This window comes from Cellulomonas sp. WB94, from assembly GCF_003115775.1.
Lineage (GTDB): Bacteria > Actinomycetota > Actinomycetes > Actinomycetales > Cellulomonadaceae > Cellulomonas_A.
Window position 1 is genome coordinate 162,161 of the sequence record NZ_QEES01000002.1, and the last position, 12,721, is coordinate 174,881.

General features: G+C 71.8%; 17 protein-coding genes. 9 read left to right on the forward strand and 8 right to left on the reverse strand.

Annotation, left to right across the window (positions count from 1 at the left end; genetic code table 11):
* Nucleotides 1-24: 24 nt before the first annotated feature.
* The gene (locus DDP54_RS18315; protein ID WP_197711280.1) at nt 25-558 is read right to left on the reverse strand and encodes a hypothetical protein; all 534 of its coding nucleotides are present in this window, start codon (nt 556-558) and stop codon (nt 25-27) included.
* A gap of 114 nt (nt 559-672) precedes the next feature.
* Between DDP54_RS18315 and pgi the strand changes: the two genes are divergently transcribed.
* Nucleotides 673-2,355: a glucose-6-phosphate isomerase gene (pgi, locus tag DDP54_RS01875; protein WP_109130314.1), complete on the forward strand. Its 1,683-nt coding sequence runs from the start codon at nt 673-675 to the stop codon at nt 2,353-2,355.
* A 37-nt stretch (nt 2,356-2,392) separates the two neighbouring features.
* On the opposite strand, the gene DDP54_RS01880 is transcribed toward pgi, so the two are convergent.
* Entirely contained in the window at nt 2,393-2,635 is a 243-nt protein-coding gene (locus DDP54_RS01880; protein ID WP_109132271.1) for a hypothetical protein, read from the reverse strand.
* Between the two features lie 87 nt (nt 2,636-2,722).
* Complete coding sequence (locus DDP54_RS01885; protein WP_109130315.1) at nt 2,723-2,920, reverse strand: hypothetical protein; 198 nt, start codon at nt 2,918-2,920, stop codon at nt 2,723-2,725.
* A gap of 155 nt (nt 2,921-3,075) precedes the next feature.
* Between DDP54_RS01885 and DDP54_RS01890 the strand changes: the two genes are divergently transcribed.
* From DDP54_RS01890 to DDP54_RS01925, 8 genes are all read left to right on the forward strand, one after another.
* Nucleotides 3,076-3,438, forward strand: coding sequence for a metalloregulator ArsR/SmtB family transcription factor (locus DDP54_RS01890; protein ID WP_242448164.1), 363 nt, complete (start codon nt 3,076-3,078; stop codon nt 3,436-3,438).
* Entirely contained in the window at nt 3,435-3,911 is a 477-nt protein-coding gene (locus tag DDP54_RS01895; protein ID WP_109130317.1) for an SRPBCC family protein, read from the forward strand. The genes DDP54_RS01890 and DDP54_RS01895 overlap by 4 nt, the downstream gene beginning before the upstream one ends.
* 224 nt (nt 3,912-4,135) lie before the next feature.
* Nucleotides 4,136-4,339, forward strand: a complete 204-nt coding sequence (locus DDP54_RS01900) for a cold-shock protein (protein ID WP_109130318.1) — start codon at nt 4,136-4,138, stop codon at nt 4,337-4,339.
* Between the two features lie 255 nt (nt 4,340-4,594).
* Nucleotides 4,595-4,975 carry a S4 domain-containing protein gene (locus DDP54_RS01905; RefSeq protein WP_109130319.1) on the forward strand — a complete coding sequence of 127 codons (381 nt, stop codon included), beginning with the start codon at nt 4,595-4,597 and terminating at the stop codon, nt 4,973-4,975.
* A 65-nt stretch (nt 4,976-5,040) separates the two neighbouring features.
* Nucleotides 5,041-5,772, forward strand: coding sequence for a phosphatase PAP2 family protein (locus DDP54_RS01910; RefSeq protein WP_109130320.1), 732 nt, complete (start codon nt 5,041-5,043; stop codon nt 5,770-5,772).
* Between the two features lie 51 nt (nt 5,773-5,823).
* Nucleotides 5,824-6,276: an S-ribosylhomocysteine lyase gene (locus tag DDP54_RS01915; RefSeq protein WP_109130321.1), complete on the forward strand. Its 453-nt coding sequence runs from the start codon at nt 5,824-5,826 to the stop codon at nt 6,274-6,276.
* A complete protein-coding gene (mtnN, locus tag DDP54_RS01920; RefSeq protein ID WP_109130322.1) occupies nt 6,273-6,980 on the forward strand; it encodes a 5'-methylthioadenosine/S-adenosylhomocysteine nucleosidase in 708 nt (235 codons plus the stop codon). Before DDP54_RS01915 ends, mtnN begins: the two co-directional genes overlap by 4 nt.
* The gene (locus tag DDP54_RS01925; RefSeq protein WP_242448421.1) at nt 6,916-7,311 is read left to right on the forward strand and encodes a DUF664 domain-containing protein; all 396 of its coding nucleotides are present in this window, start codon (nt 6,916-6,918) and stop codon (nt 7,309-7,311) included. Before mtnN ends, DDP54_RS01925 begins: the two co-directional genes overlap by 65 nt.
* A gap of 28 nt (nt 7,312-7,339) precedes the next feature.
* Here the strand turns inward: DDP54_RS01925 and DDP54_RS01930 are convergent, their stop codons facing one another.
* From DDP54_RS01930 to DDP54_RS01950, 5 genes are all read right to left on the reverse strand, one after another.
* Entirely contained in the window at nt 7,340-7,885 is a 546-nt protein-coding gene (locus tag DDP54_RS01930) for a hypothetical protein (RefSeq protein ID WP_109130324.1), read from the reverse strand.
* 100 nt (nt 7,886-7,985) lie between these two features.
* Complete coding sequence (locus DDP54_RS01935; RefSeq protein ID WP_347338488.1) at nt 7,986-8,912, reverse strand: pentapeptide repeat-containing protein; 927 nt, start codon at nt 8,910-8,912, stop codon at nt 7,986-7,988.
* A 31-nt stretch (nt 8,913-8,943) separates the two neighbouring features.
* On the reverse strand, nt 8,944-10,437 hold the full coding sequence (locus DDP54_RS01940) for an NADH-quinone oxidoreductase subunit C (RefSeq protein ID WP_109130325.1): 1,494 nt from the start codon (nt 10,435-10,437) through the stop codon (nt 8,944-8,946).
* Nucleotides 10,434-12,020 carry a proton-conducting transporter membrane subunit gene (locus tag DDP54_RS01945; RefSeq protein ID WP_242448165.1) on the reverse strand — a complete coding sequence of 529 codons (1,587 nt, stop codon included), beginning with the start codon at nt 12,018-12,020 and terminating at the stop codon, nt 10,434-10,436. Before DDP54_RS01945 ends, DDP54_RS01940 begins: the two co-directional genes overlap by 4 nt.
* A gap of 34 nt (nt 12,021-12,054) precedes the next feature.
* Nucleotides 12,055-12,714, reverse strand: a complete 660-nt coding sequence (locus DDP54_RS01950; RefSeq protein WP_109130326.1) for a hypothetical protein — start codon at nt 12,712-12,714, stop codon at nt 12,055-12,057.
* Nucleotides 12,715-12,721: the final 7 nt, after the last annotated feature.

A 12,721-nucleotide genomic window follows, 5' to 3' on the forward strand; every position in this document is an offset into this window, starting at 1 on the left:
TCATCCTGCCCGCCCGACGGCACGTCAGTGGCTCGTGCCGTCGCGCTCGACCAGGTACACGTGGCCGTCGGGGCCGACGACGCGCTCCAGATCGCTCTGCAGCCGCTGCTCTCGCTCCTGCTCGTCAGCGCTCGGGGGCCGGCGCGGCGAGGTCTGGTCGCCGATCTGCGGCGGTCCGAGGATCGTCAGGAGCTTCTCGGTGAGCACGAACCCGGCCGTGGGCGCGCCGTCGCCGACGACGCCGCGAGAGCCGCGATCGACGAGCCCGTAGGTGGCGGCAGCGAGCAGCGGCCCGGCGAGCAGCACCGCCGGCCAGGCGCCGATCACCCGACCGAGCGGGTGCGACGCGACGAACAGCCCCAGCGCGAGCAGCACGACGACCACCAGGCGCCACCAGCCCGCAGCCCGGGAGCGGACGACGCACCAGAGCCCGCCCGCGACGAGCACGAGCCCGCCGAGCGGCCGGACACCCGTCAGGTCGGCGGCGGCGAACGCCACGACGAGGCTGAGCCCGGCGACGGCGGCGGTGGGCATACGGGAGATCGAAGAGCGCAGCACGGCGCCACTGTAGGCGCCGTCGCCGGCGGTCTCACAGCGCGATCCGACCGTCCTACACCGCACACCCCCCAGGGCAATACGGTGGTGCCACCGAGCTCGCGAGAGGGAAAACCTGTGACCACCACACCGATCGATGTCACCGCGACGAGCGCCTGGACGGACCTGACGGCCCACCGTTTCGCGTTCGAGCCCGACCTGCGCGGCTGGTTCGCAGCCGACGGCGGACGCACCGCACGCCTCACCCGAACGGTCGGCGACCTCCACGTCGACCTGTCGAAGAACCTCCTCACCGACGAGACGCTCGACCTGCTCGTCCGCCTGGCCGACGAGGTCGGTCTGGCCGGTCGCATCACGGCCATGTTCGCGGGCGAGCACATCAACGTCACCGAGAACCGCGCGGTGCTCCACACCGCACTCCGTCGCCCCCCGTCGTCCGCCACGCCGCTCGTCGTCGACGGCCAGGACATCGACGCGGACGTGCAGGCCGTCCTCGCGAAGGTGTTCGCGTTCGCAGACTCGGTCCGCAGCGGTGCGTGGACCGGTGTGACCGGCGCCCGCGTCGCGACCGTCGTCAACATCGGCATCGGCGGTTCCGACCTCGGCCCGGTCATGGCCTACGAGGCGCTCAAGCCGTACGTCCAGGACGGCCTCGAGCTGCGCTTCGTCTCGAACATCGACCCGACGGACCTCGCGGAGACCGTCAAGGGCCTCGACCCGACCACGACCCTCTTCATCGTCGCATCCAAGACCTTCGGCACCCTCGAGACGCTCACGAACGCCCGTCTGGCCCGCGCGTGGCTGTGGGAGCAGCTCGTCGCGGCCGGCGCGATGGAGGACACCGACGCAGCGCGCCAGCAGGCCGTGGCCCGCCACTTCGTCGCCGTGTCGACGGCGCTCGACAAGGTCGCGGCGTTCGGCATCGACCCGGCGAACGCGTTCGGCTTCTGGGACTGGGTCGGCGGCCGGTACTCGGTCGAGTCAGCCATCGGCACGTCGCTCGCGATCGCGATCGGGCCCAACGGGTTCCGCGACTTCCTCGCGGGCTTCCACGCGGTCGACGAGCACTTCAGGACCACGCCGTTCGCGCAGAACGTGCCGGTCCTGATGGGCCTGCTCAACGTCTGGTACGTCAACTTCCTCGACGCCCACACGCACGCCGTGCTGCCGTACGCGCAGTACCTGCACCGGTTCGCCGCCTACCTCCAGCAGCTCACGATGGAGTCGAACGGGAAGTCGGTCCGGTGGGACGGCACCCCGGTCACGACGGCGACGGGCGAGGTGTTCTGGGGCGAGCCCGGGACCAACGGGCAGCACGCGTTCTACCAGCTCATCCACCAGGGCACGCGGCTCATCCCGGCCGACTTCATCGCGGTCGCGACACCGGCACACCCGCTGCGCGACGGCGACGCCGACGTCCACGAGCTGTTCCTCGCCAACTTCTTCGCACAGACCAAGGCGCTCGCGTTCGGCAAGACGGCCGACGAGGTGCGGGCCGAGGGCACGGCCGAGGAGATCGTCGCGGCGCGGGTGTTCAGCGGCAACCGTCCGACGACGTCGATCATGGCGCCCGCGCTGACCCCGTCGGTGCTCGGTCAGCTGATCGCGCTCTACGAGCACATCACGTTCGTGCAGGGGATCGTCTGGGGCATCGACAGCTTCGACCAGTGGGGCGTCGAGCTCGGCAAGAAGCTGGCCATGGAGATCGCGCCGGCCGTCGCCGGGGACACTGCGACGCTCGAGCAGCAGGACGCGTCGACCCGCGGACTGATCGAGTACTACCTGGCGAACCGCCGGTAAGGGCGGCGTCCGCCGGGTCTTGGATGAGCCGGGAGGCTCAGATCGTCTCGAGCTTCGAGCTCGCGAGCGAGACCCGGCGGAGGTCACCGTTACCGAAGTCGACGATGACTGCCTGCTCACCTGCCAGCGCGACGACGCGGCCGAGACCGTGACGCTCGTGCGACACACGGACGCCGACCGGGATCGGAACGATCACGGCCGCCGCCGCAGCCGCGTCGCGGGCGGCCTTGAAGGGACTGTTCGGCAGATTCCGGCGAGCGCCGGTCGGTTTGTAAGGCATCAGGACCATCATCCTCCCGTTTCGCCCAGAGTGGAACCGCTCCCTCGGTGAGAAAGACTTCACGGGCGATCGAGCGGCGGCCCGCGGTCAGGCCAGCACGTCGAGCGAACCCGACCTCGCCTGGGCGATCGCCAGCTCGTCGGTCTGGACGGCAACCTGGTCGGCGGCGATCGTCGAAGCGTCCGCGCTGGCCTTGACGTGCTCGGCGAGCGTGCGCTGGTCGACGAGCAGCTGGCGCTGCAGCGCGGTGAGATCGGTCGTGGTCGATGCTGCGGACACCTGCATGGGCTCGTGCCTCCGTTCGTGGACGCGCCGGTCGCGTCGCGGTGCCCATCGACGCCGCGGAGGCGTGCTGAGGGATCGGTCGCTGTGCAGACGCTGTGCGTCGTGACGGGTCGACGGGTCTTGACAGCGGCGCCGAGGGAGCAATACTTAAGTCTGTGCTTAACAAACCCGACGCTCTCGATCGCATGTTCCAGGCGCTCGCCGACCCGAGCCGCCGGAACATGGTGGAGCGCCTGAGCCGCGGGCCGGCCTCGGTGAGCGAGCTCGCCCGCCCGCTCGCCATGTCCCTGCCCGCTGTCGTCCAGCATCTACAGGTGCTGGAGGCGAGCGGTCTCGTCCGCACCGAGAAGATCGGCCGCGTGCGCACCTGCCGGCTTGAGCCGGCGTCGCTGGACGCGGCCGAGCACTGGATCACGGAGCGACGCACCGCCTGGGAGCGTCGCCTCGACCGCCTCGGCGACTACCTCGCGCAGGCCACCGAGGCACCCGAGCACCACGATGAGAGGACAGAGCCATGACCACGCGATCCGTCACCCACGCCACGTTCACCCTCGAGCGCAGCTACGCGGCCCCGCCCGCGCGCGTCTTCGCAGCCTTCGCCGACCCCGACATCAAGGCTGTCTGGTTCGGCGGCGAGCACGACGGCTTCACGACCACGAGGAGCGAGTTCGACTTCCGCCCGGGCGGTGTCGAGTCGAGCGAGTCGCATCACCCGGGCGGCTTCACGACGACCTTCGACGCGACCTACCACAACATCGTGCCCGACGAGCGGATCGTCTACTCGTACGCGATGACGCTCGACGGCAACCCGATCTCCGCGTCCCTGACGACGATCGAGCTCGCGGCTGAGGGGTCCGGCACGCGTCTGACCCTGACCGAGCACGGCGCCTTCCTCGACAGCTTCGACAACCCCGCGCAGCGCGAGGAGGGAACGAACGAGCTGCTCGGCGCCCTGGGTGCTGCCCTCGAGACGTCCGCCACGGTGGACTGAGCGCGCCTGCCGTTCGCGACGAGTCTCGGCCGCCCGAGACTCGTCGCGCCGTGCACTGGTTGACTCGGCCCGATCCCGCTATGCTTGCTTCTGGAGTTGCAGTGTGGAGTTACGCCACGGGTTCTGCCCGGGCACCGCGTTCCCTGAGGGAGCGGACGACGAATCACCGTAATAACTGGCCCCGAGAGTCGGGGTCGTCCGTATGCCCGTAAGGGAGCAGAACAATGGCAACAGGTACCGTGAAGTGGTTCAACGGCGAAAAGGGCTTCGGCTTCATTGCCCCCGACGACGGTGGCCCCGACGTCTTCGCCCACTACTCGGCGATCCAGAGCAGCGGCTACCGCTCGCTCGACGAGAACCAGAAGGTGCAGTTCGACGTCACGCAGGGCCCGAAGGGCCCGCAGGCCGAGAACATCACCCCGCTCTGATCACCATCTGAGCGTACGAGCAGCGTCCCAGCCTCACGGCTGGGGCGCTGTTCGTCTGTCTGGGGCCGGTCGTCTGTCTGCCCCGATCGGTCTGTCGGGTGCGGATCGTCCGGCGCACGAGCCCGCGGCTAGGCTCGGTGAAGCCGCCGGTGTCCAGCCGGCCATCACGACGAGGCAGGCGAGGACGACGCGGATGGGGCAGGACGACATCGCCGGCCGGACGGTCCGGGCGCGCGTGACCGCGCGGACGTCCTCATGACCGCAGCACCAGCCGGGACCTCGACGCGCGTGGACCGCTGGGTCTGGGCCGCCCGCCTGACCCGCACGCGCGCGCTCGCGGCAGCCGCGTGCCGGGCGGGTCACGTGAAGGTCAACGGCGACCGGGCCAAGCCCGCGACGTCGGTCAAGGTCGGCGACGAGGTGCGCGTGCGCGGCGAGGGTCCGGAACGCATCGTCGTGGTCGCCCGGGTGATCGAGAAGCGCGTCGGCGCGGCCGTCGCGGCCGAGGTCTTCGTCGACCACACGCCTCCCCCGCCGCCACGCGAGGAGGTGGCGTCCGTGCCGCAGCGCGACCGTGGTGCCGGCCGCCCGACCAAGCGCGAGCGGCGACTGATCGACCAGTTCCGCGGTCGCTGAACCCGCTCGCGGGCCAGGGCACGCGCGTCCAGCAACTTTCCAGCCGACCGGTCCAGACTGCTCCGATGCCTCCCGCCCGCGATGTCGTCGTCCCCCACGCCCGGCGCACCGTCGCGGGCCTCGCAGCGATCGTCGTCGGCCTCCTCGCGTTCGCGGCCGTGCTCGACGGCGTCGACGAGCACGGTGACCTCAGCGTCTGGGACTCGCCCGTGCTCACCTGGCTGCTGTCGCACCGATCGGCCGGCGCCACGAGCGCCCTCCAGGCGGTCTCGTTCCTCGCCGACCCGGCCGTGCTCGCGCCGTTCGTCATCGTCCTCGCGCTCGGGATCGCGTGGCGGACGCGACGGGTTCGGCCCGCGCTGCTGCTCGGGGGCGCGATGGCCCTGGCCGTGGTCACGTCGTCGGGCATCAAGGTTCTCGTCGGGCGCGCCCGGCCCCCGCTCGCGGTCATGATCGCCCCACCGGAGACCAACCCCGGCTTCCCGTCGGGTCACACGCTGGGGGCCGCGACGTTCCTGCTCGTCGCGAGCTACCTGCTGTGGACCTGGCGACCGACGACCCGCACGGCCGTCGTCAGCCTCTCCGTCAGCGCCATGGGGACGATCGCGGTCGCTGCGAGCAGGCTCTACCTCGGCTACCACTGGCTCACCGACGTCACCGCGTCGATGGCCCTCGCGGTGACGATCGTGGGCGTCGTGATCGCCGTGGACCCCCTGCTTCCCGCCCTCGTGCGGTGGAGCACAATGGTCGCTGTCCGACGGCGGAACAGCACACCGTCGGTCCCCGTTGTGTCGTGACCTCCCGGCACTGCCCACCGACAGGGAAGACCGCACGTGAACCAGCCCCGTATGAACGTCGAGTCGTTCAACCTCGACCACCGCACCGTCGTCGCACCGTACGTGCGCCTCGCGGACACCAAGGTCCTGCCCGCCGGGGACGTCATCCAGAAGTACGACGTCCGGTTCACGCAGCCCAACAAGGCCCACCTCGAGATGCCCGTCGTGCACTCGCTCGAGCACCTGTTCGCCGAGCACTCGCGCAACCACTCGGCCCGGGTCATCGACTTCTCGCCGATGGGCTGCCAGACGGGCTTCTACCTCATCCTCCAGGGTGAGTGGGAGCTCGAGGAGGTCCTCGACCTGGTGCAGGCGACCCTCGAGGACGTCCTGGTCGCCACCGAGGTCCCCGCCGCGAACGAGGTCCAGTGCGGCTGGGGTGCGAACCACACCCTCGAGGGTGCGCAGGCCGCAGCCCGCACGTTCCTCGCGGCCCGCGACGAGTGGAGCACGGTGACCGCATGATCGCCGTCGACGCCGTCATCGTGACCGCGATGGCGGACGAGTCCGCGCCGTTCGTCGACCGCGCCGACTTCGTGGGCGAGGTCTCCCAGGTGGGTCACGCGCTGCAGCGGCTGCTCTCGTTCGACGGCCGCGGCGTGCTCCTCGTCCAGTGCGGGATCGGCCTCGTCAACGCGGCCACGGCGACGTCCGTCGCGATGAGTGCGACGCGGCCCCGCGTCGTGATCAGCGCCGGGAGCGCCGGGGGGGTCGGCGAGGACGTCCGTGTCGGTGACGTCGTCGTCGGCTCCACCTACCTGTACTCCGGGGCGGACGCGCGGGCGTTCGGGTACTCGCTCGGGCAGGTTCCGGGCATGCCCGAGTCGTACCAGGGCGATCACGACCTCCTCGAGGCCGCGCTCGGCGCCGACGTCCCCGACCTCCGCGTGCGCGCGGGCACGATGATCTCGGGTGACGCGTTCATCGACGCCTCGTCCGTCGACGCGATCAGGGCCGCGTTCCCCGAGGCGCTGTCCACCGACATGGAGTCGACCGCGCTGGCCCAGACCGGCCACCTGTACGGCGTGCCGTTCCTGTCCGTTCGGGGGATCTCCGACCTCTGCGGTCCCGCCGCGGGTGCAGACTTCCTCACCCATGTCGACGATGCCGCCGAGCGGTCGGCCCGGGTCGTCATCGGCGCATTGCACCAGATCGCGACGCGGTACTGAGGGGTGCTCACCACCGGCTGCGGCCGGTGGCCGCGAGACGGAGCCCCTGCCGTTCGACCCGGACGACGAGGACGCCGACCTCCGCGTCCGTCCGGACGAGTCGACGTCGGACATCCTGGCCTTCTACGCACGCGCTCGGACGGCAGCCGACCGCGTCATCGACGAGGTCGGGCTCGACGAGACCGGGAGGGCCTGGACCGGCGAACCCGTCTCGATGCGCTGCACGCTCATCCACCTGATCGAGGAGACCGCGCGGCACGCCGGCCACATGGACATCCTCCGCGAGCTGATCGACGGAGCAACCGGGGACCACCGGACCGACGCGGCCTGATCGGACCGCGCGACGATCCAGCCGCCGGTCAGCCTGCCTTCGGGCCCCCCTTGCCGGAACCGTGGCCCGACGACTTGGACTTCGCCTTGGCCTTCGCGCCTGCGGACAACTTGCCCTTGTGCTTGCCGCCATCAGCAGCCTTCGGCTTCGCGGCCTCGACGTGCGTCGGCTTGGCGACCGCGGCGGCCTTCGGCTTCGAGGCAGCCGCCGTCGCCGACCGGGCAGGCTCGGACTGCACCGCGTGCAGCTCGTCGCCTCCGACGTCGCGGCCGGGCTGGAGGTCCTGAGCGCGGTGGGCGATGAGGCGTCGCAGGTCGGCGACCGTCACGACCCGCGCGTCGTCCACCCGCTCGGCGACCCGCTGGTCGATCCACTCGCGCAGCATCGCCGTCACCTTGACGCCCTCGTCGTTCGCGATCTGTCGCGCAGCGTCGAGCGTGGCGACCGGGAGCCGGATCGCGATGCCCACCATCGGACCGCCGCCGCCGAGGCCATCCGCGGCCAGGTCGAGCTCGGCGGACACGGGCGGCACCTCGCCGAGCGGCTCGTCGGAACCCAGGTCGTCCACGGTCATGTCAGCGTCCTTCCGGTCGGGCGGTGCGCCGACACCGACGCCAGCCCATCGTGCACCCGACCGAGGCCGCGGCGGGCCAGATCGCGTCCGCGTCCGGTCGCTATCGGGCCGACGAGAGCCAGTGGGCCGGCCGGGTCAACGGCGGATCGACCTGGGTGCGCGCGTCACCCTTCGCTGCGGCCAGCTGGAACTGCGTGAGGAACAGGCTCCCGGTGAGGTCGGCGCCCGAGAGGTCCGCGCCTCGCAGGTCGGCTCCGATGAGATCGGCAAGACGCAGGTCCGCGCCGCGCAGATCGGCGCCGATGAGGTAGGCGCCGCGCAGGTCTGCGCCGCGCAGGTCCGCTCCACGCAGCATGGCCCCCATGAGATCAGCGCCCCGGTGCTGCGCCGCGGCGCGACCGGCCTCGGTGCGGACGATCTCGCTGACCGCCAGCAGAACGGTGTTCACCGTCGCCCGGTGCGCTGCCACATCCAGGCGATCGAGGTCCTGCGGCGACAGCCGGGTGAGGCGTTCGGTCTCGTCGAGCGCCTGCTGCGCTGCGGCCGCGAGTGGGGCAGCGGCCGGTCGCGCGAGCGCGTCGGTGAGGTACCACAGCAGCTCGTGGAGCTGCCGGACGACCGGGAACACCGCGAACATCGACGACGCAGTCTGCGGAGCCGCCCGCCAGTCGTGACCGCCGAAGGTCACCTGGGAGACCTTCTGCCCGGCGCCGAAGCAGTCGTAGGCCGTGCAGCCCGGGAACCCGCGCTCCCGCAGCCGGTCGTGGATCCCGCAGCGGAAGGCGGTCTGCAGGTGGGTGCACGGCTCCCCCGCAGGCTTCGTGATCGCGAAGTCGGCCGAGGCCGCGAACGGGAGCGCCACGCAGCACAGCGCGAAACAGTGTGCGCAGTCGGCGCGCAGCTCGGACGGGCCGACGGCCGGCACACGATGTGGCACGTCGCCTCCTGGTTTGATCTCGCGGTGCTCGCGGTGCTCGCGGTGCTCGCGGCCCTGGTCCGACGCGACGTCGGACCGCGGCTCGGACACCCATGATGCCTCGCCGCGCGATCGGGTGCCGCTACAGGTCGTTGCCGGCGTACGAGAGGTTGAAGCTCTTGTTCGCCACGGGGAAGTCCGGGACGATCGTTCCGGTCAGCGCGACCGGCAGAGCGGGCCACGTCATGAACGACGGGTCGACGATCTTGAGCCGCGCCAGCGTGCCGTCCGCGGCGATCTCAACTCGGTGCGCGATCGTGCCGCGCCAGCCCTCGACGAGCCCGACCCCCGAGACCTGACCACCAGGGACGACCGACGCCCGGTCGCGGTGCGCAGTCCCGGTCCGCGCGTCGTGCAGCAGGAGGTCGAGCAGCGCGATGCTGGCCCGCACCTCGCCCGCACGCACCAGGAACCGGGCCAGCACGTCGCCCTCGCTCCGCGTGACCGGCGTGACCTGCGTGGTAGCGACGTGGAACGGGTGGTCGCGACGGGCGTCGACGTCGACACCGCTGGCCCGGGCGACGTATCCCAAGGCACCGATCTGGCGGACCTGGTCCCCGCGGAGCACCGCGGTGCCAGTGAACCGGTCCCGGACGACGCTGTTGGCCAGCGCGAGGTCGACGATCTCCGCGACCTCGGCCGCGACCTCCGCCAGCTGGCCCGAGGTGGGCAGCTCGGCGACGCGTGCGCCGCCGGGCATGACCGCGCCCCGCAGCAGCCGGTGACCGGTGACGTCGGCGTTCAGTCGGAGCAGCCGCTCCCGGACCCGCAGCGCGTGCGCGTTGAGGATGCCGAAGCCGACGTCGTTGCACAGCGCACCGAGGTCGGCGACGTGGTTGTACAGCCGCTCGAGCTCGAGCAGGACCGCGCGCAGGAGTCCCGCCTCGGTGGGCACGTCCCAGCCGTAGGCATCCTCCACCGCGAGGCAGTAGGCCAGCGCGTGGCCGACGCTCGTATCTCCCGAGACCCGCTCAGCCAGCAGGAGCGCGTCCGACGGCGTGCGGCCCTCGGCGAGCTTCTCGATGCCCTTGTGCGTGAACCAGAGGCGGGCCTTGAGCTTGAGGATGGTCTCGCCGACGACGGAGAACCTGAAGTGCCCGGGCTCGATGAGACCGGCGTGGATCGGGCCGACCGGGATCTCGTAGACCCCGGGACCCTGCACCGTCACGAACGGGTAGGCCTCGTCGACCGCGCCGAACTCGGGTGCGGGCCCCGCGTCGGACCGCATGGCGTACCACCCGACGGGCCAGTGCTGGTGACGCACGAGCCGGCGCGGCAGGGGGTGGCCGAGCGGCACGATGCCGTAGAGGTCACGCATCTCACGCTCGAACCGACCGGCAGGGAACGACAGCGCCGCGAGGGACGGCACCTCGGGTACCTCCCGATCCGTGCGCAGCACGAGCTCGACCCGGCGGTCCGGGTTGCCGGCCGTGAACAGGTACACGACGCGGAAGGCGTCCGGGTCCTCGTGGGCAGCCACGAGCGCGAGCCGGTAGCCGTCGTCGAGCAGCGCGCCGACCTGGACGGCGAGCTCAGCGGCGCCGACCTCCTGGCGCCTGGACGTCGGGGCGTTCACGGGGTCCCCGCGATCAGCGCGGCCGCGCGTAGCAGCTGGTCCAACGGCCACGCGACGACCCCGAGCGCGGCGAGCACCGCGAGCCCTGTCACGAGCGGAGCAACCCCGCCGGCCGAGCGCACGGGCTGCATCGTCTGCGGGCGCACCGGCGTCATCGTCAGCACCGCGGAGACAGCCGCCGCGGTCGGCAGCGGCGCTGTGGCCGGCGGCGGCGCAGCACTCGGGGACGCCGCGAGGGCGGGAGGCCGTCCGAACAGCATCCCCGCACCGTGCGAGGCGATCGCCACGAAGACCACCAGGAGCAGCACGAGCGCCACGGCGACGGCCCAGCCCAGACCGGCGTCGGCCGCCGCCCGAGCCAGGGCGAGCTCGCTCACGAACAGGCTGAACGGCGGGAGCCCGAGCAGTGCCGCGAGCCCGAGCGCGAAGGTGCCGGCCAGGACCGGGCGGCGAGCCAGCAGGCCGCGCACGCCCGAGATCTGCGTCGTGCCCTCGAGGGCAAGGATCTGGCCGGAACCGCAGAACAGCACCGACTTGGCCAGGCCGTGGCCCAGGATGTGGAGCAGCAGAGCCGCGACGGCGAGCCGGGTGCCGACCGCCGCGCCGAGCACGACGAGCCCCATGTGCTCGATGCTCGAGTAGGCGAGCAGCCGCTTGTAGTCGCGCTGGGCGATGAGCATCGATGCGGCGAGCGCCAGCGAGGTGAGCGCCGCGACGAGCAGCAGGCCGCGCACGAAGCCAGGGTCGAGCGCCGCGACCGCGATCACGCGGTACCGCAGCAGCGCGTAGACAGCGACCGACAGCAGCACGCCGGACATGAGCGCGGACACCGGCGCGGGCGCCTGGCTGTGGGCGTCGGGCAGCCAGCTGTGCATCGGCACGAGCCCGGCCTTGGTGCCGAAGCCGAGCACGAGGAGCGCGAACGCGACCCGCATCACACCGGGGTCCAGCCGGTCCGCGTGCTCGAGGAGCACCGTCCAGTCGAGCGAGCCCTCCGACCCCATGCCGGAGTGCTGCGAGGCGAAGTAGACGAGCACGGTCCCCAGGTAGGCCAGCGCGATGCCGACCGAGCAGATGATCACGTACTTCCAGGTGGCCTCGACCGCCTTGCGACCGCCGCGGTGCCCGACGAGGAACGCCGTCACGATCGTCGTCGCCTCGATCGACGCCCACAGCACGCCGAGGTTGCCGGCGAGCACCGCGAGCACCATCGCCGCGAGGAACATCGGCACGAGGAGCCCGTAGCGCCCCGCGCCGCGCGCATCGGTGTGCCCGGCGGCGAGCTCCTGGTCGATGTAGCCGACGCTCGACCAGGTGGCGATCACCGCGACGGCGCCGATGACGAGCAGCATGACCGCCGTGAGCGCGTCCGCCCGCAGCAGGTCGCCAGCGACGAGCACCGAGCCGTCCGCCGTCGCCACGGCTGCCAGCACGCCGCTCGCCAGGATGACCGCGGAGGCGGCGACGGCGGACCAGGCGACTGCCCGCCGCCAGCCGAGCAGCGCCGCGGCGCCTCCCGCGAGCAGCGGTGCGACCAGCGGCGCGAGCAGCACGGCGGTGCCGAGGCCGCCGATCGCGGTCACAGTGACCCTGCTGATGCGTGCATGGGTGTCCTCATCAGTCGCGGAGCTCGGAGAGCTCGTCCATGTCGGTCCGCCCGAAGGTCAGCCGCATCCGGGCGGCGAGCACCTGGAGCACGAGCACCAGGAGCAGCAGGTCGAGCGAGCCCCCGAGCTCGACCACGAGCGGGACGCCTGACGTCGCGAGGAAGGCGGTGGCGGCGATGCCGTTGTCGAGCAGCAGGAAGCCGACGACCTGCGACAGCGCGTGGCGGCGGGTCACCAGGACGAAGAAGCCGAGGAACACCACGGCGAGCCCGACGGGCAGCGCGCGTGTCGTCGCGGACGGCGCGAGCGCCACGAGCGGCCGACTCACGGCGTACGCGACCAGCGTGAGCAGTGCGGCGGCGAGCAGCGACGACGTCACGTTCACGAGCGGCTCGGCCTCCCGGACGTCCCCGCTGTCGCGCAGGACCCGGTGCAGCACGCCCGGCAGCACGACGGCCTTGAGGACGAGCACCCCGACCGCGACGAGGTAGAGCTCGACGCTGTGCTCGCGCACCCCGAGGAGCACGGCGAGCGCGGCGAGCAGCACTCCCTGCACGACCAGCAGCCGCACGATCGCGGCGAGTTCTCGGCGCCACAGCATCAGGACCCCGGAGAGCAGCAGGCCGCCGCACACCAGGTCGAGGATCTGCACGAACATGACGTCACTCATCTCGGCC